Here is a 20,596-nt window from a genome sequence, read left to right on the forward strand (position 1 = left end):
TCCCTTGTCTGAGGTCAGGCAAGGGATAGCGCGGCGGTGCGTGTAAAGGGAACCCGCTTTATTGGATTGGTTCAGGTTTAACCCTGTGCTTCGGCTTGCAAATAGGCGATCACATTCACGATATCAGATTCCTTTTTCAGGCCGCGAAACTGCATCTTGTTGCCCGGAACTGTGCCTTTGGGATCCGCTAGAAAGGCGGTCAGGGTGTCAGTTGTCCAGACGATACCCGACCCCTTTAGAGGTTCCGAGAACTTAAATCCGTCAGCCTGACCCGCCGTAGCGCCGATAATGCGGTGAAGCGATGGGCCCACCGTATGGCGGTTTTCCTCCAACTTGTGGCAAGCGCTGCATTTGCGGAACACCTTCTTACCTGCTTTGACGTCACCTTCGATAACAACCACAGCAGTTACGGCGATGGCGGAAGGTTCCGCTTGGGCTTTCTTTTCATCCAGGTTGAATATCAGACGCGCTGTAATGGGTACGGTCCGGGTGATGCCGGACAGGTCGGCCAATTCCATCAACTTTTCCACACCAGCATCGACGCCTGCATCTTCTGTACTGATGAACACCATGTCATTTGTTGAAACCATGACTGATGTTTCAGACAGGCGCGCCACAAACATCTCGGCATCAAACGCTACATCTGTGCCTGCCAGCGAAAGCATCGCATCGACATCGACAATCGTGGTTTCGCCAACGCTCAGGGCCTTTACGTCTGCCATGTCGAACTGCGCCGTCAGCGATGCGCTGCCAGCTTTGCGGAACACGTAATCAACCATTCGTTCGTTGCGAATGTCGATATTGGTTTCCACCGATGACAGGTCAATTTCAATATCGGCTTTCCCGTCGGGTCCAACCTGACCGGAGAGACCTGTGAAAGAGTTTACCTCACCCACGGTGTCTTTTTTGATCGACCCATAGGCCAGATGCGAGCCTTCGGGGGCCAACGTCCAAGTTTGGGACAAAACAGGGGTTGCAACAATCGCCGACGCGATTGTGACTGCCTTCAACAGAAGTTTCATTTCTTTCCTCCTCGGGTTATGTCAGTCCTGGCCCCGCGGGCCCAGTCCGTGAAAAGCAAACACACACAGGTCGAGATTTATTCGATGAGTCCCGATATTTCCTCCGAACAGGCCGTGCGCGGCGCAATCCAGACGCATTCCAAACGGGTCTGGCGGTTTGGTCTTGCACTATCGGGGGCGTCGGATGTTGCCGATGATTTATTGCAATCGACGTGTCTGCGTGCGTTGGAGCGTCATCATCAGGTTACGTCGTATGATCGGCTGGACAGTTGGCTGATGACGATCTGCCGCTCGATCTGGCTGAATGAGGTGCGCGCACGCTCGGTGCGTAAGGCCCAGGCGCTGTCCGTAACGCCCGAGGCCGAATTGGTTGCGACCGGACCGGATTCAGAAACGAATATTTTCGCCGCTGAGGTGTTTACACAAGTAATGGAGTTGCCAGAAGCGCAGCGGGAGACAGTCATGCTTGTGTTTGTTGAAGGATACAGCTACCGCGAAGCCGCCGCGTTGCTGGAGGTGCCAATAGGCACTATCATGAGCCGGTTGTCCAACGCCCGGCAGAAACTGAAAAACGTGATGCAGCATGATGCGGCAGACACCGTTCGACGGAGTGGCAAATGAAGTTTTCCGACGAGACGCTGAGGGCGTATCTGGAGGGCAATGCGGATGCGGCCGAGGCCGCCGCAATCGAAGCGGCGATCGAAACCGATCTTGCGCTGGAACAACGCCTGATGACACTGGACCCGCTGGCACCTGTGGTGCAATCAGTGTTCGAAAACATTCCTGCGGATGCGCCGCAGCTTGAATTGCCGCAGCCAATGCAGGTCAGTACGGCAGACGCATCAGGCGGTCTCTGGCGCTTGATGGCAGTTGCCGCGTCAGTTGCTGTCGTGGCCGTGTCCGCAACTTTCTGGGCGACACGCCCAGAGCCAATGGGTTGGGCCGAACAGGCAGCAATCTATCAGTCGCTTTATTCGCCGGACACGATTGAATCGTTGGACAGTTCTCCGGTTGCGCTGGATGCGCAATTTGCGCGGGCTGAGGCACAGTTGGGCCGGTCGCTTAACCGGGACACACTTGAGACGCTGCCCGGGCTGGAATTGAAGCGCGCTCAGGTACTGTCCTTCAAGGGAAAACCTTTGATCCAGGTGGTTTTTGCGGATGATCAGGGCCAGCCGCTGGCCTTCTGCGTGATCCGCCAGGGTGAAGGTGCGCCGGCAAAGGATGTCAAACTTGCGGCGATAAGTGGTGTTGCCACTGCGACATGGGCGCAGGATGGATATGGCTATATGCTAATCGGCAGCAGCGAGCAGACCGATCTTGACCAGCAACTGAACATTCTGACCACAACATTCGCCGGTTGACCGGGGGCAGGGCGGAATACGTCTTGTGAACCGCACGAAATGTCCGAAATATAGTGGGCATGACGATGAAACCTGTGATGCCGGACCCGGATGAGGACGACGACGCGATCGGTCCTCCCAGCATCTATGACACCGACCCGGCTGAGGAAGACGATCTTTGGTTCCTCCCTCCCGATGAAGGTATGGCACAGGACGTATTTCTGCCCCCCGGTCCGGCGGTCGATCGCCGCCTTCTGTTTGACCCAAGGGATTGGCGCGCGGCGCAGGCCGAGCTGTCTTATGAACTGGCGGAACTGGCGGCCACGTTTGGGGCGTTGGACGAACGTTTGCGCGCAGGGCCGACAGGGTGGGGACACCGGCTGGCGCTGATGGATGTGTCTGATCTGGGTTGGTGGACAGGGGATAGGATCGGTGTCGACCGGCTTGCATTGTGGGTCGGATTACGGATTGGCGCAACCGGCGATGATGTCCAGGCGATGTTCCGGGCAGGCTGGGCCGTGCGCCGTCTGACGGCGGGGGCTGGCCCGGCAGAGGACGGCTGGGCCACTGGCCTGACCGCATTCCTTGATCGCATGTCACAGGGCATCGAAGACATGCCAGAGGCCATCGCCGATTTGGCTGAGATTATGCAGAAAGCAGAAGGCTTGCATCCCGTCACGCAGGCCGCAATCGGGTTTCATGCCTGGCGCGTCCTGTCAGAAGGCGTAGGTCAGGACACTGAGGCAGCAATTATTGCAGCTCGACATGCTGCTTCGATGGGGCGGGGTGGGGCGATCTTCATGCCGCTGGCGCTGTCAGGACCGGGGGCGTTGCGCGGGGTTGGCGAGCCGCAGGAGAAACTCTCGGCGTGGATCAGAGGGGCAGGGCAGTCGATTTTGGCGGCCTTGTTGCACCTGGATCGGGTCAGCGCCTGGGATCAGCGTGCCCGCGAGGCGACAAGTGACCTGAGCGGTCGCACGCCACCGCGCCTGATCGACGCGCTGACCGCATGGCCCATGGTGTCGGCGCCGCTTGCCGAGGACCTGACGCAGGCTTCGCGCGCTGCGGTGCAACGCAATATCGACCGTTTTATGGGGCGCGGTTTGATCCGAGAGGTAACGGGGCAGGGGCGTTACCGGGTCTGGACTGCTGCACTGTAATCTTTGAACAGCCTGCGAAATGCCCGGGCGGCAGGAAGACCTTTGGTAAACCGTCGTACCGTGTTGCGACGCGCCGCCAACTCGTCCGGTGTCCGAACATAAACTGGATGCGGTTTCGGCGTTTGGAACGCCGCTTGTCATATCGGACAGGCTTGTCGTGTGATTTTCGACCCCGGATACAGGACTTTTTAAAAAATTAGGTCGAAGGCGCGCTATCTGCTCGTTGGCCAACCGGAATAGATTGCTCATGGTACACCTTTGGAACTATGGGGCTTGAACTACGTAGACGAAATGGCGGCAACTAAATTCATGGGACCAGAACCTAGCCACTCTTATGTGCCTTTCCGTCAATATTACCGAGTTGACCTGCCCGCATTTGTTTGGCGCCGGGTGAAATGCTACAAAATAGGTGTTCTGGTGTATCCGCCCAGGGCTGTTCTGGGAAGAACAACACCTGATTGGTCACGTTGACCGGCCAGCTTGAGAGCGTGACCTGCGGATGGTCAAATTTACATGGCGCATATGCAGTCAGGAATCCCCTTGATCAGTGCAATTCCCCAGGAAAATCAAGCTCATGACCGGTCTAAGATCTCGATCATCTTGTGTTCGCAGGATACGGTAGTACGGCACAAATTGGTCGCCGCCAGGGCAAAGCGGCGTTATTGTAAGGAGGAAGCAATGGATCTGTTGCAAACTTTTGTGATTGACGCTTATGGAGATTGCGAGTGAATGGCTGCCGGTAAAATTAAGTCGAAAGCCAATTCATGATCTCTTTCAAAGGTGCTCAGTATCCGAAGGATGTTATCTTGTTCGCCGTGTTCTTCTATGTTCGATACGGAGTGTCATACCGGGATCTGGAAGAAATCATGGCAGAACGCGGCGTATCGGTTGATCATACGACACTGAACCGTTGGGTGACACGATACTCAGGCGAAATTGCTGATGTAGCGCGCCGCAGGAAAGGGCCATGTGATCGCTCCTGGAGAATGGATGAGACATACATCAAGGTGAAGGGTATGTGGGTCTATCTCTATCGGGCCGTCGATAAATACGGCAAGACGCTTGATTTCATGTTATCACCACGTCGAAACAAGCCTGCCGCGACAAACTTCTTCGCTCGGATGCTGGAGGTCAATGGTTTGCCACGGAAAATTGTCATCGACAAAAGCGGAGCTTACACGGCTGGCATCAAGGCCATAAACAAGATGCTGAAGGGCTTTGGTTGCCCGATCCCGATTGAGATGGTGAGGCGGAAATACCTGAACAACATCGTGGAACAGGACCATCGTTTCATCAAGAGACGCATCCGGCCAATGCTAGCGTTCAAGGCGTTTTCATCAGCGGCGGCAACCCTCGACGGAATCGAAGTGGCGCACATGATCCGCAAAGGTCAACTCATGCCCGGACTCTGTCCATTTCTACAGTTTGCAGAACTGGCGGCCTAACCCATCGGCACAAAAGCGGGTTTCCGGACAACCGCAAACTTTGCAACGGAACCGATTCATTCTCTATTTGGACGCGGTGGGTTCTGAATTCGCAATGTGAGACCTTCCGGTCACTCCAGCCTGATCTGCTTTAGGCAAGCTTCTCATAATGCGGGGTCCAGAACTTCGCATCTATTACCGCTTTCAAGTCATTCCCCGTGGATTTAGGCGCAACCCCATCCAACTGCGCCTGTTGACCAACGGCAAATGCGATAGCCTTGCTGACCTCGCGAATGTCCCCCACATCGGGCAGCAAGCTGGCTGTGCGATCGGACTTCGCAGGTGACACCGTGGCGAGCGCCTCGGCGGCGGCCATGAACATTCCGTCCGTGACGCGGCGCGCGCCTGACGCCAGCACGCCCAACCCCATACCGGGGAAAATGTAGGAGTTGTTGCACTGCGCGACATGATGCGTTTTGCCGTTGTAGACAACAGGATCAAACGGGCTTCCGGTGGCAACCAATGCATGACCATCTGACCAGCGGATAATATCCGCAGGCACAGCCTCAATTCGCGATGTCGGGTTCGACAGCGGCAATACGACAGGATGTTCTGTGTGAGCCGCCATCGCCCGAATGATCTCTTCAGAGAACAAGCCTGCCTGACCGCTGACACCAACCAATATGTTGGGTTTGGCCTGGTTAATCACGTCCAGCAGTGAAATATTACCATCGGACCAACTCTCCACTTTGGTGAGGGGTTGGACGATTTGCGTTTGGAACGGCAGGAGGTCTTTCATCGCATCGGTTAACAACCCATTCCGGTCCACCATGTAGATGCGGTCACGCGCCTCGGCCTCGGGTAATCCTTGGCGGACCATGAGTTGAACAAGTTGCTCGGCGATACCCACTCCCGCTGATCCCGCTCCAAGAAACGCGATGGTAGCGTCCTTTAGCGTTATGCCAGTGACATTCGAGGCAGCCAGCAAACTGCCCGCCGTTACCGCTGCGGTGCCCTGAATATCATCATTGAATGTACAGAGCTGATCACGATACCGCGCAAGCAGGGGTGCCGCATGTTGCTGTGCAAAATCCTCGAATTGCAGCAAAACATCCGGCCACTTGCGCTTTACCGCCTGTACAAAAAGATCGACAAAGTCAAAGTACTCATCCCCGCTGACGCGTTCATTCCGCCATCCGATATAGAGGGGATCTTCCAGCCGTTCTTTATTGTTGGTGCCGATGTCCAGTACCACCGGGAGCGTTACAGACGGGCTTATTCCGCCCGCAGCGGTATAAAGCGAGAGCTTTCCGATCGGAATTCCCATGCCGCCCGCGCCTTGATCGCCCAAACCCAAAATCCGCTCACCATCGGTGACGACTATGGCCTCGACAGAGGGCAGGACGGCATTCTCAAGCATGTCATCGATCCGGTCACGCTCGGGGTACGAAATGATTAATCCGCGCGGGTGATCGTAGATCTCACTGAACCTCTTGCAGGCGTCACCCACAACGGGTGTGTAAATTGTCGGCATCATCTCGGTTAGATGTCGCACCAATAGAGCGTAAAACAGAACCTCGTTGTCATCCTGCAGGCCACGCAGATAGACATGCTTATCCAGCGGCGTCTCCTCACGTTCAAAGGCGGCATAGACATGGTCAACCTGCGTTTCGAGCGTTTCGATGTGTGGCGGAAGAAGACCCAGCAATCCAAGCTTTTCTCGTTCGTGCAGAGAAAAGGCAGTACCTTTGTTCAGGAGCGGGTTTGTCACATAGTGCAAATTTGCAGGATCAGTATCGGCCATTGGATGCCCTTTCGGATCGGCACGCAAAGGTTGCACGCATCTATCCGGCAAGGTCAGCATTATACGACAACAAATGCAACGAGCTTGCGACTGGAACTTTTCCGCATTGGGCCAACACACTCGCGTGATGGCGTGCGCGAATAATTCGCGGCCCAAAGTCGCCATTCGTCTCAGTTGCTCACGCTGCTGTGCAGATTCCCCGAAGCGGACTTTGGCTGGGAATCTCATCCAACAGATAGGTCGCAAGCAGTTCGGAGTACTGCCAGTCTCTGGAGCCAGGGATAGTCAAAAGAGCCGTGTCCCAAATACGAAAATGTTAATCGGTCTGCCGCTTCCATTGTGCCCGCACTCGATACTGTGGAACGACGGACACCCACAATCAATTCGCACGGAAGATGCTAACCTTTAGGCTTTTTCCAACCGTTGCATTGACCAGCTAATGACCCCGCCCACCCAGATAAATCCGAGCAAAACACCAAGATAGACATTCATTGTTCCACCCGGTGCAATGAACCCGGAATGCCCGAAATTCGAGATGGTTTCGATGGTCTGTTCAACACCAAACACTATACAGAGCCAGGTCAACCAGGGTGGAATAATTTTGTTCTCACCAAATCCCAGCACTGCAACTGCGCTGCCCCTTCTGACAGGCCGTTTGGATCATAAGCCAGGCCAGCCCAAGTCCACGCCTGAACTTTTGCCGTCAGAGTGAAACCAAAGACGCCGGCAATAAAAACATAGCGATGAGGCACAGGAAGAAGGGCTGAGAACTGGCCAGCAAAAATCATCAGACCGAGGGAGACAAATGTTGGAGACCAATGCGTTGCCGAAGAAGATTGTGATCGACAAAACGGTGCCAACATTGCGAGCCTCAAGGCTACCAACAAATGCTGAAGAGCTTCGGTTGTACGATACCAATAGAGATGGTGAGCCGTTTCATGAAAGGATGATCTTGCTCAATGATGCTCTTCATGGATTTCCGCGGCTAGCTTTCGTCTATATCCGTAACACCTTTTACACGATGGCCTCGCCTCAGTGAGAGGGTAAAAAGCTTGCAACAAAGTCATTAAAGATCACGGCTTCTGACGCCGGACAGAACCCTTTTCACATTCAAGTTGGTTGTAGCAAACGCAGTTTTCAACGATCCCAATGGAACTGACGTCAAACAGTCGTCTCAGTTGTAGTTCTCGATGCTCAAGAAAACCAGTGTGCGCTTCTCTTGGCTCTTGTCTTTAATGGCAACCCGATAGACACGGATTCCGGCGTCCAATTCTCTAAGTTTATAGCTGTCGGGATGATTGACATGCGGATCGTTTGGAGCAGGAGTACCGTCTCGACAATGGGTTATTTCAGCCCATGTGTCGTCAAAGTAGCTTGCGGCCTCATCGCTTCTAAACTGAAATTCCCAATAGCACGAAACGCCGCGGGAATTACCTAAACCATCGAATGCCAGACATACCGACCCAAATGGCGCAACCCCGGTGTCATTATAGCTCTCAAGTGCAGACATTCGTGCGCATTCGGTAGCCAGTCCAATGGTCGGATGAACGAGTATAACCGTTAAAAGTGAAAGCCAAAAACACAACGAGACGCTATTGCGAGGTTCGATATCGGATGCTGGAGCGGGGCAGACAAAACTTTTGCTGTCGCGCAGTTTCAGCACGGCAATCAAACGCATACGATGCACCCTGACGGGAGACTCTTTGTGACCAACGGGTTTGTTAAGGACTCGTCATTCTGCTGCATCAGGAACATCAACAATTGAATAGTTGGCCTTTACGCGTTCCTTTGTCGGGTCAAAATGAGGGAAAGGCACTATTTTGGCTTTCAGACGCTTTTGTTGGCCGTCCAGTTGCCCGATTTCAATGTCAGCTCCGACGACGGCATGAGTGACCGAAACCCGGCCTAACGCAATAACCTTGCCCAGAACGGGTGATTTCATCGCGCTGGTAATCTCTCCAACCTGCGCCTTTCCTAAACGCACACAGTCGCCGGGCGAGGGGACCGTGCCGCCCTCAATCTCGAAACCGACCAGTTTGCGATGAGGATGGGTCTTGCGTTCTTCAATCGCTGCCCGCCCGATAAAATCGTCGGGCTTTGACTTCAGTGGAACGGTGAAGCCGATGCCAGCCTCGAAGGGATCGGTTTGATCGTCGAATTCGGATCCGGCAAAGATCAAGCCACCTTCGATCCGCACCATATCCAGTGCCGCAAGTCCAAGCGGAGCTATGCCATATTCCTGGCCAACCTCCCAGACGCGATCAAAGATCTCGACGGCATCTTTGGGATGGCAGAAGATTTCATATCCCAGCTCACCTGAATACCCGGTCCGAGAAATTACGACAGATGTCCCCTGCACATCACCAACCCGAGCCACGGTAAGCCGGAACCATGGCAGTTCTTCGATCGTCGGTTGCTGAGGCGGTGTCCAAAAGATCTTGGAAAGGATGTCGCGACTGTACCGCCCTTGAACCGCAATGTTGTGCAATTGATCAGTCGAATTGCGCACCCAGACATTCATATTGCGTTTGAGGGCCTGTTCCTGCAGCCACAATCCGCTGGTATCATTCCCGCCGATCCAGCGGAAATTCGTCTCACCCAAACGATAGACGGTGCCGTCGTCGATCATGCCGCCGTGCTCATAGCACATAGCCGTATAGACGACCTGACCAACGCTCAGCTTTTTCATGTTGCGGGTTACGCAAAGCTGCATCAGCTCTTCTGCGTCGGGTCCGACAACTTCGTATTTCCGCAAGGGGCTGAGGTCCATAACCGCCACCTTGTCGCGGCAGGCCCAGTATTCGGCAATCGCGCCGTGATTGGTCATCGTGTTGGGCAGCCAATAGCCGTTATATTCGACGAAATCACGGGTGTGCCGTGCAAAGCAGTCGTGAAATGCAGTTTTCTTGGTTTCTTCCACATCCGCCTCCGCAGATTTTCTATAGCCGTAGGATCTTTTGAAATCCTCGGTCGCCTTGTAGGTTCGCACCTGAATATCGGTTGGATTCCAGCCATTTGCTGGATCAATGTCGCAGGGACAGCCGGTGCTGACGCAGACCAGATCGGTCAGCGCGCGCAACAAGACGAAGTCACCGGGGCGCGACCAGGGGTCGTCCATGCCAATGGCGTTGGTGTCGTCCAGCATCGTGTTGAAAAAGAAGTTGATTGCAGGCCAACCACCACGTGGTTTGATGCCATACTGATCCAAGTCTTTATTGATATTGTCCGAGCAATTCACGTGGCCGGGGTAACCGAGATCTTCATAATACCGCGCCGTACAGGCAAGGCCAAACGTGTCATGGCGTCCGCACGTATCCTGAACGATCTCTATCAGCGGTTCCTGATCAACTGACCAATACTTCGAAAAAATCCCCGGTTTCGGATACAAGCTGCCCATCAGGCTACGCGTTGTTGTGGGATCAATCTCGCGTTCGATCCCCTGATCCAGTGCCCGTCGGCTGAAGGCCTGAAAATCCGAGCACTCACGCCCGCGAACATCGACAATCTGAATGAACTCACCGGCCCTGACCTCGTACGAGTGGGCATTGCCCGGCTGAATATTGAAGTCCCTGAGCGGATCGGCCAGCGGTTCGGGTGGTCCCACATCGGGTTTTTCCAAACCGGGTGCAGAGCGCTGAATGTACAGGATGATATCCGTGGGAGGGTTGTTATCTTCGGGGCGCATCGCCTTGCCGGGTGCAGCCACGATCAGAAGGCCCTCACATTCGGCGACGAAATGCACCATGTCACCGGGGCGCGACCCGTCGGTAAACGCCCGGATCGCGTCACCTTTTCCGATGTCAAATCCGGCAACTTCCAGAGCGCGCAGCACTTTCTTGCCAGACGGCGATCCATTGGCCAGCGTCGCAATCAATCCCTCCGGACGTCCATGTCCCAAAGCACCCAGCATGGCCGCATCAGAACTTCGGTCAGGGGCAAAGAAGACCATCTCGGCCTGTTGCATCCCGTCGCGGTCCAACAAGGTTATCGTATCACCTTTGGAAACCGGAACAGCGCGCGACCCCATTCCGGGGACCGGGTGGCGTTCCGTTCCATGTGGCAGGATCGGAAGGCCGGGGGCCAGAACTCCGCTGCGTTCGAACGGAACTTCGAATACCGGCTTCACATTCATAGTGCATCTTCCTGAATGATCTCGGTTGCACCGCGGTGGGTGACAACCAATAGGCATCCCGCCTCGGTTCGCGAATAGTGGCTGGACCCAGAAGCAAGACTGACAAAGTCGCCGCTGCGATAGCAAAATCCATCGTGATCTGTCAGATCGCCTTCGAGGATGAAGAACTCTTCTGGCCCATGGTGGATATGCGGGCTTGAACGCGTGCCCGCTGCCATCTTCATCAGATAACTGCCTTGCCCGGTTCCCTCATCAAAGCTGACATTCTTCCACCAGACTTGCTCGTCGGGTCGGCCTTCCATACGCATCCGGACAAATCCGGGATCGTCGAAACGGGTAACGGTGCGTGGGATTTGATACTGTGCCATCTCAATCAAGCCCCAACCGTTTTTTGCGTTTTTCAGCCCAACTGCTGATCGCCATGTCAAAGGTCAGCGCCATCAGGGACACGTTCAGGCCCAGCACAAAGTTCTTGCCCAGTTCGGTGCCCGCCAGTGTTCGCTGCAGCTCCTGCCCCAGATCCTGCGTGCCGATGAAAGCGGCAATGATAACCATGAAGAAGGCGAACATGATTGCCTGATTAAACCCGACCGCCATTGTCGGCAGTGCCAGCGGAAATTGCACCGACATCAGCTTTTGCCGACGGGTCGAGCCGGACATGTCTGCCGCCTCGGTCATTTCCGGCGGTACATTACTGAGGCCAATAATCGTGTACCGGATCAGCGGCACGGCGGCGAAGATCAGGATTGAGAACACAACTGCCACATCATTGACCCCAAACAGCATGATCGCGGGGATCAGGTAGATGAAGCTTGGGAAGGTTTGCGCGGTGTCGCAGGCCAGCAGGATGCTCTTGGACCAGCGGTTGGACCGGGCTGCAACAACGCCCAAGGGGATTCCGATCATAGTCGCCAGCGCGACTGCTGAAATCACAGTATAAAGCGTGATGACCGACCGATCCCACCAGCCCGAAAAGGCGACAATCGTAAAGAAGATCGCGGCGTAGATGCCGGGCTTTCGGCCACCGACCCAATACGCAAAGGACACAACCAGCAGGATAAAAGCAGGAGTCGGAATGGCAAGTAGCGTATTCCGGAACGGGATCAAAACCTTGACATTTAGGAACCAGCGCAGCCATTCGGTTGTGCCCTTGATCGCGTCTATGGCCAGGAACGACTTGATCACCACGTCGATTTCCTTGCCCTGGCTGAGATGCTGCTTGCGACCAACTTCAGCAAGGATTGGGAACGCCTGTGCCAGCAGAGTAAACCCAACAAACAGACCCAGCGCGACCAGCGAAATCTGGTGCCGTTTCCACCACGGTGTCCCGCGTTCGAAGTGCACCGGCTGCTTGACGACCCAAGCCTTTGACATCCGATCCAACGTGACAGCCAGAAGGACGATGGTTACGCCAATCTCGAAAGAACGGCCCAGTTTGAAACTACCCATCATCGCCAGCAGTTTCGCGCCAAGACCGGGCATTCCGATAAAAGCCGTCAGAACAACCATCGCAAGACACAGCATGATCACCTGATTGACGCCGACCAGAACCTCGGTGCGCGCGGCTGGAACGTAGACGTGGCGCAACATCTGCCAGCGTGTGCAGCCAGACATCTGGCCTGCTTCGATCACTTCCGGGCTGACCTTTTTCAGACCCAGAGTGGTCATCAGGATCATCGGTGGGATGGCAAAGGTAATTGTTGCGACGGCCCCAGCTGTCGGTCCGACCTTAAAGAAGATCACTGCTGGCAGGAGATACGTAAAGAAGGGCAGGGTTTGCAGTACGGACAGGATGGGTTTCAGCAACCGCTCGAACCAGCCGTATTTCCAGGCCGCGATGCCTAGTACCAGACCCAGCAAGAAAGCCAATGGTGCCGCAACCACGATGACGGACATCGTCTGCATGGCGATTTTCCACTGTCCGATTGCCGCGGTCCAGATGAAGGTGCCCGCGCCCAAGGCAGCCAACCGCCATCCACCAACGGCATAGCCGACGACGGCTGCCACAGCGGCAATCGCGGACCATGGGATCGGGCCCAGATAGGGCCAGCGACGCTTGCCCTCCAATAGGTTGGCCGAGGTATCCAGCAGAAACTCTAGCGGGCCTTCTGCAATAAAGCGGGTGACATAGATCAAACCGAGGTCATTTTGGATGAAGTTGAAAATCGCGTCCAAAACCTGTGCCGTTGGCGGGATTGCAGCCTCAGGAATGCGATTCAGCCACTCGGGCAGAATGCCAATTGCCTTAGCCAGGATCAGTGCAAGAGCGGTGACCAGCAGCGCGGTTAGGACTTTGGTTTGCCCCCACGGGCCGTCCCTTGTGTCCGATATGTCGGTGGACAGTGTCGCCATCATTCCGCCCCAAGCAGAACATTCAACGCGGTGTCACGTTCCAGAACCCCGGTGACAACGCCTTTGTCATTCGCGACCGGCAACAGGATGCGCTTGTCATTTACCAGTACCCGCGCCAATTCGTGAATAGTCGAGCCGCCATTGATCGGCGCGCCTTCCAAAGCATGACCATTCACGGGCTTTGCAAGCCCCTTCGCATGTACGACCCGGGCCTTGTCGACATCTTCGGTAAATTTGGCCACATATTCGGTGGCAGGGTTCATCACGATCTGGTCGGGGGTGTCACACTGTTCGACCGCGCCGTTGCGCATTATGGCAATCCGGTCGGCCAGGCGCAGCGCCTCATCGAAGTCATGCGTGATGAAGACGATGGTTTTGCCCAGCATTTCTTGCAGACGGAGGAATTCATCCTGCATTTCACGGCGGATCAATGGATCTAGCGCCGAGAAGGGCTCATCCAGAAACCAGATATCCGGCTCAATCGCCAGTGATCGGGCGATGCCGACCCTTTGCTGTTGACCGCCGCTGAGTTCACGCGGGAAATATTCTTCCCGACCTTCAAGGCCCACCAACTTGATGACCTCCAGCGCGCGTTCGCGCCGGTCGTAGCGATCTTGTCCGCGCATTTCCAACGGGAAGGCGACGTTGTCCAATACCGTGCGATGTGGCAACAGACCGAAGGATTGGAACACCATCCCCATCTTGTTGCGGCGCAGCTCAATCAGCTCGCGTTCAGTCAGGCTCATGATGTCCTGACCGTCAACTTCAATCGTTCCGCCTGTAATATCGTGTAGGCGTGAAAAACACCGCACTAGCGTGGACTTGCCTGATCCTGACAGGCCCATAATGACCAGCATCTCGCCACGAGCGACCTCAATCGAGACGTCCTTAACACCGGCGATGTACCCATCCGCGCGGATCTCATCGAAACTGCGGCCAGCGGCCAGAGATTTCAGATAGCTCTCTGGCGAGGGCCCAAACAGTTTCCAGACGTTTTTGGCTGAGATGACAGGCGCTGAGGCGGACATGGCTGCCTTTCTTTCGTGTTGAGCGCGGCCTTGCATCGCTGAGATGTTCAAGGCCGCGCCAGTTTCGGTGGATGCAACCGGATTATGTACTGCAGGCACTGATCCAAGGATCAATGACGGCGCGGTTGGCGTCCAGCCATTCTTCGGCTGCCTCTTCCGGCTCAAGCTCATCAGTGTCGACCAGCTTCGCCATCTCAGCAATCTGCGGGTTGGTGAAAGAAATCTCGGTCAGGGCGCAATACGCGGCCGGCCACTTGTCTTTCATGCCATCCCAAGCCGCCTTTTTCAGGTAACCCTCGGCAGGGTTGCCACAATCATACAGCGCTTCCGGGTTGGGACCCTTGGCTGGATCCTTGTCGCACCCATCTTCCCATGCCGGGAATTCAACGAACTCACCTGGCCAAACAGCTTCGGCGAAGTTTGGCGTCCAGTTAAAGACCAAAACCGGCGTTTTGTCGGCCTCTGCCGCGCCAATCTCAGCCCAAAGGGCTGCGGCTGAACCCGCATTGATCACCGTAAAGTTCAGATCCAGTGCTTCGGCGCGTTCTTTACCATGCTTCAACCAGTCGACCGGCCCATCCAGATAACGGCCCTTGTCACCGGTTTCGGCTGTGGCGAACAGGTGCGCACAGTCGTTCAGTGCCTGCCAGTCAGGCAGGCCCGGGCAGGATTCCTTGGTCCACATCGGATACCACCAATCCTCGCGCGTGACCGCATCGTGATCGCCAGCGTCATGCAGACCGCCTTTTTCCAGCGCCGCGCGGTAGGATGCACCAAACGCACCTTCCCAGACTTCCATCTCCAGCGCGACATCGCCCAAACGTACCGATTCATAGACGGCCTGACTGTCGGTGGTGACATATTCTACGTTGTTGCCCATCTCTTCGAAGATCAGGCCTACAACGTTCGACATCACGATCTGGCTGGACCAGTTGTGAATGGGGATTACGATCGGGTCGCTGCTGTCTTCGGCAGCCGCGCCAGTTCCCGCTACTGCTGCCAAGGTTGCAGCAGAAAGTAGGTTTGTAAGTTTCATGTTTGCTCCCTGAGTGACATTCATTTTTGAGTTGAGGACTCTTCCGGCCCCGAATTCATGCATTCTGCCCAAGATCGTCTAATGTGCAGAACAGAAATTTGAGGGGCTTTGACCATAATTTCTTGAGGCTAATCCGACTTTTTGCTATCTTAACAGACAGTTGCCTGATCGAATGTTGCCAGATGCGGGCAAATGTTTTTGATCGCGCCGTCGTCCAGCTCGGGAAAAGGCCCCCAAATGCCAAAAAAAGCGCCAGTCACCGGGAAAGTCTTGCCGCCGCTAGACTATTTGTTGGCATTTGAAGCCGCTGCCAAGGCACAGAGTTTTGCGCAAGCCAGCAAGGTGCTGAACATCTCAGAGACCGCAATCAGCCGCAAAGTACGCTTGCTGGAACAGCACTATGACGTGCCCTTATTCGTAAGGGGTCATCGTTCTGTTTCCCTTACTCAACAGGGTGCCATCCTGTTGGCGACCGTGGAAAAATCACTGGACCTGATGCGGGATGTCAGCCGAGACATGCTGGCCAAGCATCAGGCAAATACGGTTTCGATCTCGGCGACCAATTCTGTTGCGTCTCTTTGGCTGATGCCGCAACTTCGCAAGTTCAACAAATCCAATGGCCGAATACGTATCTCTTTAGTGTCTTCTGACAGTGACGCAGAATGCCTGTCAGATTCTATGGACCTGACAATTCTGCGGGGGGATGGCGACTGGCCGGGGTACGAGGCAAAGCTTCTGTTCGGAGAAACCGTTTTTCCGGTTTGCAGCCCCGAGTACCTCAAAAGTAATCCCAATGCCGCGGATATTTCTGCGTTACCGGAACTTGACCTTATTGAGGTCACCAGCGCGCATGCAGAATGGATGACGTGGCGAGCGTGGTTCAGCGGCAATGGTGTATCAACATCATCAATGGAACAGGCAGTCGCGTTCAACACTTACCCATTGTCAGTACAGGCAGCGGTTGATGGATTGGGCATTGCGTTGGGCTGGGCCCATCTTGTTGACCCATTGCTTGAAAGCGGCGCTTTGGTCAGGCCAGTCCAGGGCGCATCGGTGCGAACTGAGTCGGGATATTACCTGCTGAAAAGGCCTTTCAACAGTGCTTTTCCAGAGCAGTTGATAGTCGAAGATTGGCTGCTGGGTCTTAGTGAAGGTCGGAAAAGATACGCCTGAATTGGGTTGTTGGTGGCTGGGCATTGATGGTGAGTTTGGCTGTGGGCTGTTTGGCAACTACAACTCGCGTATTGACCCAGGGGAATAATTATTTACCTTAAAGAAAAATAAACGAATCTGGGTTGGTGCGCTGCCGATCCGGCCAAGACGTTGTCAGACTTTTCCAACCGGGGGTTTTGCCCAATGAGCTATAAATCGGACATTGAAATTGCGCGCGAGGCGCAGAAGAAGCCTATTCAGGAAATTGGCGCTAAGATCGGCATCGATTCTGCTGATCTGCTGCCCTATGGCCATGACAAGGCGAAGGTGAGCCAGGAGTTCATCAACTCGGTTCAGGGTCGAGAAGACGGCAAGCTGGTGCTGGTCACCGCGATCAACCCGACGCCTGCGGGTGAGGGTAAGACGACCACGACCGTTGGTCTGGGTGATGGTCTGAACCGCATCGGCAAGAATGCGATGATCTGCATTCGCGAAGCCTCGCTGGGCCCGAACTTCGGCATGAAGGGCGGCGCTGCAGGGGGCGGTTACGCGCAGGTTGTTCCGATGGAGGAAATGAACCTGCACTTTACCGGGGATTTCCACGCGATCACCTCGGCGCATTCGCTGCTGTCGGCGATGATCGACAACCACATCTACTGGGGCAATGAAGCCGAGATCGATGTACGCCGCGTCGCATGGCGTCGCGTGGTCGATATGAATGACCGTGCCCTGCGTCAGATCACGGCGTCCCTGGGTGGTGTGTCGAACGGCTTCCCGCGCGAAACCGGCTTTGACATCACCGTGGCGTCCGAGGTCATGGCGATCCTGTGCCTGTCCAACGACCTGAAGGATCTGGAAAAGCGTCTGGGTGACATCATCGTGGCCTACCGCCGCGACAAGACCGCTGTTTACTGCCGCGACATCAAGGCCGAAGGCGCGATGACCGTGCTGCTGAAAGACGCGATGCAGCCGAACCTGGTGCAGACGCTGGAAAACAACCCGGCCTTTGTCCACGGCGGCCCCTTCGCGAATATCGCGCATGGCTGTAACTCGGTCATTGCCACCAAGACTGCTTTGAAAGTGGCTGACTACGTTGTGACTGAGGCCGGTTTTGGTGCCGATCTGGGCGCCGAGAAGTTCATGAACATCAAGTGCCGTAAGGCGGGCATCGCGCCGTCTGCAGTGGTGCTGGTTGCCACCGTGCGTGCGATGAAGATGAACGGCGGCGTTGCCAAGGCCGATCTGGGCGCGGAAAACGTCGACGCGGTCAACTCGGGCTGTGCCAACCTGGGCCGTCACATCGAGAACGTGAAATCCTTTGGCGTGCCGGTTGTGGTTGCCATCAACCACTTCGTCACCGACACCGATGCCGAAGTGCAGGCGGTCAGCGACTATTGCGCCGAGCATGGGGTTGAGGCGGTTCTTTCGCGTCACTGGGAGCTGGGCTCGGAGGGCTCTGCGCCGCTGGCCGAGAAGGTTGTCGAGATCGTCGAAGGCGGCAGTGCCAACTTCGCACCGATCTACCCCGATGACATGCCGCTGTTCGAGAAGATCGAAACCATCGCCAAGCGCATCTACCGCGCCGACGAGGTTCTGGCCGACAACAAGATCCGCAACCAGCTGCGTGAATGGGAAGAGGCCGGATACGGCAATCTGCCGGTCTGCATGGCCAAGACGCAGTATTCGTTCTCGACCGATCCGACCTTGCGCGGCGCGCCCACCGGCCATTCGGTTCCGGTGCGTGAGGTGCGCCTGAGCGCGGGGGCCGGCTTTATCGTGGTTGTCTGCGGTGAGATCATGACCATGCCCGGTCTGCCACGCAAACCGGCTGCGGAAACCATCTGCCTCAATGACGCAGGTGAGATCGAGGGCTTGTTCTAAGCCGCCGAATAGGACATCTCGTGGTCCGGGGTTTTCCCGGGCCATGAGGAGATCGCGATGCCCACTCTGACACCGCCGCAAGACTGTGCAACGATGCAGGATCTGCGGGTTCAGATCGACAAGCTGGACCGCCAACTGATCGAAATGTTGGTGGCGCGCGCAGGCTACATTGACCGCGCGTCCGAGCTGAAGCCGGGCGAGGGCCTGCCTGCCCGTATCCCGGACCGTGTCGAAGACGTGGTGCACCGCGTGCGCGCAAGCTCGGCCGAGCTGGGAATGGATCCGGATTTGGCCGAAGGAATGTGGCGCATGTTGATTGACTGGTCGATTGCACGTGAGGAACGTGTTCTCGGCCCGGACTGAATGACCGGGCGCTTCACGCGCCCGATCCGTTTTTGAAAGAAGGGATCAAAGGATGGTAGCGCAGGTTATCGACGGCAAGGCCTTTGCGGCCAAGGTCCGTGCGCAAGTGGCCGATCAGGTTGCAAAGCTGAAAGAGGAAAACGGCATCACCCCCGGCCTGGCCGTGGTTCTGGTCGGCGAAGACCCGGCCAGCCAGGTCTATGTCCGCTCCAAGGGCAAGATGACCGTCGAGGTCGGCATGAACTCGTACGAGCACAAGCTGGATGTCGATACCTCGGAAGAGGACCTGCTGGCGCTGGTCGAAAAGCTGAACAACGATCCGGCTGTGCACGGAATCCTGGTTCAACTGCCGCTGCCCAAGCATCTGAACGAGGACCTGGTGATCAATTCGATCGACCCGGCCAAGGATGTGGACGGGTTCCATATCTCCAACGTGGGCCTCTTGGGCACCGGTCAGAAATCGATGGTGCCCTGCACCCCGCTGGGCTGTCTGATGATGCTGCGTGACCACCATGGCTCATTGTCGGGCATGGATGCGGTTGTGATCGGACGCTCGAACATCGTTGGCAAGCCGATGGCGCAGCTGCTGCTGGGCGACAGCTGCACCGTGACCATCGCGCACAGCCGCACCAAGGATCTGCCCGACGTGGTCCGCCGCGCCGACATCGTTGTGGCCGCCGTTGGCCGCCCCGAAATGGTGCCGGGCGACTGGATCAAGGAAGGGGCGACCGTCATCGACGTGGGCATCAACCGCATTGAACGCGACGGCAAGAACAAACTGGTCGGCGACGTCGATTATGCCAGCGCCGCAGCACGCGCCGGCGCCATCACCCCGGTCCCCGGCGGCGTCGGCCCCATGACCATCGCCTGCCTGCTGGCCAACACCCTCACCGCCTGCTGCCGCGCCAACAAACTGCCAGAACCAGAAGGCCTCACAGCCTGACCTGTTTCGCTGGGGCGCAAAAAATGCGCCCCAACGCACCAATAAACTGTCCAAGCGGCAAATTTGACCATGATGTCAACGGGCTAAATTCCCCCCTTTAAGGTTTGAATGTCTGAATGGGGCGTGGTAGCCGGGATATCCCAGCCGTTTACAGTGTGTGAATGTTAGCTTTCCGGGGCTTTTGGCTGCGTCCCTGAAAGTGGTTTTTGATATGGTATCACTTCAAAGCTAAGACCCATCTTAAGCCTGTGCAGCCCACAACGTGTGGTGGCCGGAGCGTTCTTCCTTCCTATGCTGGCTTACGCTTTTCCGCCGTTCCAGATGTCTGATTTGCCGTTTGCCATAAGGTTCTTGTTTTGGTTCGGAGTGATGGGCATCGCTGTTACTTCGACCTGGATGGCACGAAAGCTGATCCGCGAAACCGGGACTGTTCTGAACCTGCCAGTGCGTGACCTGGCAATCGCCCTGTTTGTTTTGCTGTTGTTTATCCCGTCCCTTTGGGTGCTGGCCGTGGTTCTGTTTTCCATTGGGGGCCACTCCGCACCCGGCATCCCGCGGGTTATTGGGTATAGCGCCTTGTTTACCGCTGGCCTGATTCTGACCAGCCGGGCGGAACCCAAAAGCGCTCCACCACCATCCCCGGCACCGCGGCTTGCGCGACGGTTGCCTGCGTCTTTTCAGGGGCAGATTTATCGCCTGAGCTCGCGCAATCACTATGTGGATGTGGTCACATCAGAGGGTACCTTTGCGATCCGGTTACGACTCTCTGATACGGTTGGGGAAATGGAGCCCTTGCGCGGGCATTGTGCGCACCGGTCCCATTGGATCGTGGATGACGCAGTCATAGGCACTGAGAAGGTGGCCGACAGAATCTATTTGAAGCTGGTGAATGGTGACCTGATACCGGTCAGCCGGAAGTACAAGCCGATGCTTGAAGACGACGGGTTGATATGATC

General features: G+C 56.0%; 19 protein-coding genes and 1 pseudogene. 9 read left to right on the forward strand and 11 right to left on the reverse strand.

From position 1 onward, the window contains the following. Positions 1-77: 77 nt before the first annotated feature. Positions 78-1,022 carry a c-type cytochrome gene (locus RUA4292_RS06760; RefSeq protein ID WP_145974890.1) on the reverse strand — a complete coding sequence of 315 codons (945 nt, stop codon included), beginning with the start codon at positions 1,020-1,022 and terminating at the stop codon, positions 78-80. Between the two features lie 18 nt (positions 1,023-1,040). Between RUA4292_RS06760 and RUA4292_RS06765 the strand changes: the two genes are divergently transcribed. The 3 genes from RUA4292_RS06765 to RUA4292_RS06775 are packed head-to-tail and all read left to right on the forward strand — an operon-like array spanning position 1,041 to position 3,525. Continuing rightward, on the forward strand, positions 1,041-1,643 hold the full coding sequence (locus tag RUA4292_RS06765) for an RNA polymerase sigma factor (protein ID WP_233493375.1): 603 nt from the start codon (positions 1,041-1,043) through the stop codon (positions 1,641-1,643). Further along, complete coding sequence (locus RUA4292_RS06770) at positions 1,640-2,386, forward strand: anti-sigma factor (RefSeq protein WP_058276912.1); 747 nt, start codon at positions 1,640-1,642, stop codon at positions 2,384-2,386. Before RUA4292_RS06765 ends, RUA4292_RS06770 begins: the two co-directional genes overlap by 4 nt. Positions 2,387-2,445: 59 nt before the next feature. After that, complete coding sequence (locus RUA4292_RS06775; protein ID WP_199519993.1) at positions 2,446-3,525, forward strand: helix-turn-helix domain-containing protein; 1,080 nt, start codon at positions 2,446-2,448, stop codon at positions 3,523-3,525. A gap of 31 nt (positions 3,526-3,556) precedes the next feature. On the opposite strand, the pseudogene RUA4292_RS24415 reads toward RUA4292_RS06775, so the two are convergent. Next, positions 3,557-3,712 (reverse strand): annotated as a pseudogene (locus RUA4292_RS24415) (IS5/IS1182 family transposase); the annotation flags it as partial. A gap of 577 nt (positions 3,713-4,289) precedes the next feature. Between RUA4292_RS24415 and RUA4292_RS06785 the strand changes: the two are divergent. Further along, positions 4,290-4,970 (forward strand): IS6 family transposase, encoded by a 681-nt coding sequence (locus tag RUA4292_RS06785; RefSeq protein ID WP_058276914.1) that lies wholly within the window; start codon positions 4,290-4,292, stop codon positions 4,968-4,970. 130 nt (positions 4,971-5,100) lie between these two features. Here RUA4292_RS06785 and RUA4292_RS06790 read toward each other — a convergent pair whose 3' ends face one another. The 9 genes from RUA4292_RS06790 to RUA4292_RS06830 all read right to left on the reverse strand — a co-directional run bounded on the left by RUA4292_RS06790 (position 5,101) and on the right by RUA4292_RS06830 (position 15,301). After that, entirely contained in the window at positions 5,101-6,753 is a 1,653-nt protein-coding gene (locus tag RUA4292_RS06790) for an NAD-dependent malic enzyme (RefSeq protein WP_058277104.1), read from the reverse strand. 405 nt (positions 6,754-7,158) lie between these two features. Beyond that, the gene (locus tag RUA4292_RS24735) at positions 7,159-7,320 is read right to left on the reverse strand and encodes a hypothetical protein (protein WP_158506979.1); all 162 of its coding nucleotides are present in this window, start codon (positions 7,318-7,320) and stop codon (positions 7,159-7,161) included. Between the two features lie 14 nt (positions 7,321-7,334). Continuing rightward, the gene (locus RUA4292_RS06795) at positions 7,335-7,616 is read right to left on the reverse strand and encodes a hypothetical protein (protein ID WP_145974891.1); all 282 of its coding nucleotides are present in this window, start codon (positions 7,614-7,616) and stop codon (positions 7,335-7,337) included. A gap of 311 nt (positions 7,617-7,927) precedes the next feature. Further along, positions 7,928-8,431, reverse strand: a complete 504-nt coding sequence (locus tag RUA4292_RS06805) for a hypothetical protein (protein ID WP_058276917.1) — start codon at positions 8,429-8,431, stop codon at positions 7,928-7,930. Between the two features lie 54 nt (positions 8,432-8,485). Beyond that, positions 8,486-10,885, reverse strand: coding sequence for a trimethylamine N-oxide demethylase (locus RUA4292_RS06810; RefSeq protein WP_058276918.1), 2,400 nt, complete (start codon positions 10,883-10,885; stop codon positions 8,486-8,488). Beyond that, entirely contained in the window at positions 10,882-11,253 is a 372-nt protein-coding gene (locus RUA4292_RS06815; protein ID WP_058276919.1) for a cupin domain-containing protein, read from the reverse strand. The genes RUA4292_RS06810 and RUA4292_RS06815 overlap by 4 nt, the downstream gene beginning before the upstream one ends. 1 nt (position 11,254) lies before the next feature. After that, positions 11,255-13,237, reverse strand: a complete 1,983-nt coding sequence (locus tag RUA4292_RS06820) for an ABC transporter permease (RefSeq protein WP_058277105.1) — start codon at positions 13,235-13,237, stop codon at positions 11,255-11,257. Then, positions 13,237-14,265, reverse strand: coding sequence for a quaternary amine ABC transporter ATP-binding protein (locus RUA4292_RS06825; protein ID WP_058277106.1), 1,029 nt, complete (start codon positions 14,263-14,265; stop codon positions 13,237-13,239). Before RUA4292_RS06825 ends, RUA4292_RS06820 begins: the two co-directional genes overlap by 1 nt. A gap of 82 nt (positions 14,266-14,347) precedes the next feature. Next, a complete protein-coding gene (locus tag RUA4292_RS06830) occupies positions 14,348-15,301 on the reverse strand; it encodes an ABC transporter substrate-binding protein (protein ID WP_058277107.1) in 954 nt (317 codons plus the stop codon). A 237-nt stretch (positions 15,302-15,538) separates the two neighbouring features. Here RUA4292_RS06830 and RUA4292_RS06835 point away from each other — a divergent pair, with 237 nt between their 5' ends. The 5 genes from RUA4292_RS06835 (at position 15,539) to RUA4292_RS06855 (ending at position 20,594) form a co-directional block, all read left to right on the forward strand. Further along, entirely contained in the window at positions 15,539-16,474 is a 936-nt protein-coding gene (locus tag RUA4292_RS06835; protein ID WP_058277108.1) for a LysR substrate-binding domain-containing protein, read from the forward strand. Between the two features lie 183 nt (positions 16,475-16,657). Continuing rightward, positions 16,658-18,334: a formate--tetrahydrofolate ligase gene (locus tag RUA4292_RS06840; RefSeq protein ID WP_058276920.1), complete on the forward strand. Its 1,677-nt coding sequence runs from the start codon at positions 16,658-16,660 to the stop codon at positions 18,332-18,334. Positions 18,335-18,391: 57 nt separating this feature from the next. Further along, the gene (locus tag RUA4292_RS06845; protein WP_058276921.1) at positions 18,392-18,697 is read left to right on the forward strand and encodes a chorismate mutase; all 306 of its coding nucleotides are present in this window, start codon (positions 18,392-18,394) and stop codon (positions 18,695-18,697) included. 52 nt (positions 18,698-18,749) lie between these two features. Beyond that, complete coding sequence (folD, locus tag RUA4292_RS06850) at positions 18,750-19,640, forward strand: bifunctional methylenetetrahydrofolate dehydrogenase/methenyltetrahydrofolate cyclohydrolase FolD (protein ID WP_058272291.1); 891 nt, start codon at positions 18,750-18,752, stop codon at positions 19,638-19,640. Positions 19,641-19,931: 291 nt separating this feature from the next. After that, positions 19,932-20,594: a LytTR family DNA-binding domain-containing protein gene (locus RUA4292_RS06855; protein ID WP_233493376.1), complete on the forward strand. Its 663-nt coding sequence runs from the start codon at positions 19,932-19,934 to the stop codon at positions 20,592-20,594. Positions 20,595-20,596: the final 2 nt, after the last annotated feature.

This window comes from Ruegeria atlantica, from assembly GCF_001458195.1.
GTDB classification, from domain to species: Bacteria; Pseudomonadota; Alphaproteobacteria; order Rhodobacterales; family Rhodobacteraceae; genus Ruegeria; species Ruegeria atlantica.

Bases quoted from the DNA above. Each gene is read 5' to 3' on its own strand.
- RUA4292_RS06835 (WP_058277108.1), top strand. From the start codon at position 15,539: ATGCCAAAAAAAGCGCCAGTCACCGGGAAAGTCTTGCCGCCGCTAGAC.
- RUA4292_RS06840 (WP_058276920.1), top strand. From the start codon at position 16,658: ATGAGCTATAAATCGGACATTGAAATTGCGCGCGAGGCGCAGAAGAAG.
- RUA4292_RS06810 (WP_058276918.1), bottom strand. From the start codon at position 10,885: ATGAATGTGAAGCCGGTATTCGAAGTTCCGTTCGAACGCAGCGGAGTT.
- RUA4292_RS06760 (WP_145974890.1), bottom strand. From the start codon at position 1,022: ATGAAACTTCTGTTGAAGGCAGTCACAATCGCGTCGGCGATTGTTGCA.
- RUA4292_RS06855 (WP_233493376.1), top strand. From the start codon at position 19,932: ATGCTGGCTTACGCTTTTCCGCCGTTCCAGATGTCTGATTTGCCGTTT.
- RUA4292_RS06805 (WP_058276917.1), bottom strand. From the start codon at position 8,431: ATGCGTTTGATTGCCGTGCTGAAACTGCGCGACAGCAAAAGTTTTGTC.
- RUA4292_RS06825 (WP_058277106.1), bottom strand. From the start codon at position 14,265: ATGTCCGCCTCAGCGCCTGTCATCTCAGCCAAAAACGTCTGGAAACTG.
- RUA4292_RS06765 (WP_233493375.1), top strand. From the start codon at position 1,041: ATGTCAGTCCTGGCCCCGCGGGCCCAGTCCGTGAAAAGCAAACACACA.
- folD (WP_058272291.1), top strand. From the start codon at position 18,750: ATGGTAGCGCAGGTTATCGACGGCAAGGCCTTTGCGGCCAAGGTCCGT.
- RUA4292_RS06785 (WP_058276914.1), top strand. From the start codon at position 4,290: ATGATCTCTTTCAAAGGTGCTCAGTATCCGAAGGATGTTATCTTGTTC.
- RUA4292_RS06770 (WP_058276912.1), top strand. From the start codon at position 1,640: ATGAAGTTTTCCGACGAGACGCTGAGGGCGTATCTGGAGGGCAATGCG.
- RUA4292_RS06820 (WP_058277105.1), bottom strand. From the start codon at position 13,237: ATGGCGACACTGTCCACCGACATATCGGACACAAGGGACGGCCCGTGG.
- RUA4292_RS06775 (WP_199519993.1), top strand. From the start codon at position 2,446: ATGACGATGAAACCTGTGATGCCGGACCCGGATGAGGACGACGACGCG.
- RUA4292_RS06845 (WP_058276921.1), top strand. From the start codon at position 18,392: ATGCCCACTCTGACACCGCCGCAAGACTGTGCAACGATGCAGGATCTG.
- RUA4292_RS06795 (WP_145974891.1), bottom strand. From the start codon at position 7,616: ATGTTGGCACCGTTTTGTCGATCACAATCTTCTTCGGCAACGCATTGG.
- RUA4292_RS06830 (WP_058277107.1), bottom strand. From the start codon at position 15,301: ATGAAACTTACAAACCTACTTTCTGCTGCAACCTTGGCAGCAGTAGCG.
- RUA4292_RS06815 (WP_058276919.1), bottom strand. From the start codon at position 11,253: ATGGCACAGTATCAAATCCCACGCACCGTTACCCGTTTCGACGATCCC.
- RUA4292_RS06790 (WP_058277104.1), bottom strand. From the start codon at position 6,753: ATGGCCGATACTGATCCTGCAAATTTGCACTATGTGACAAACCCGCTC.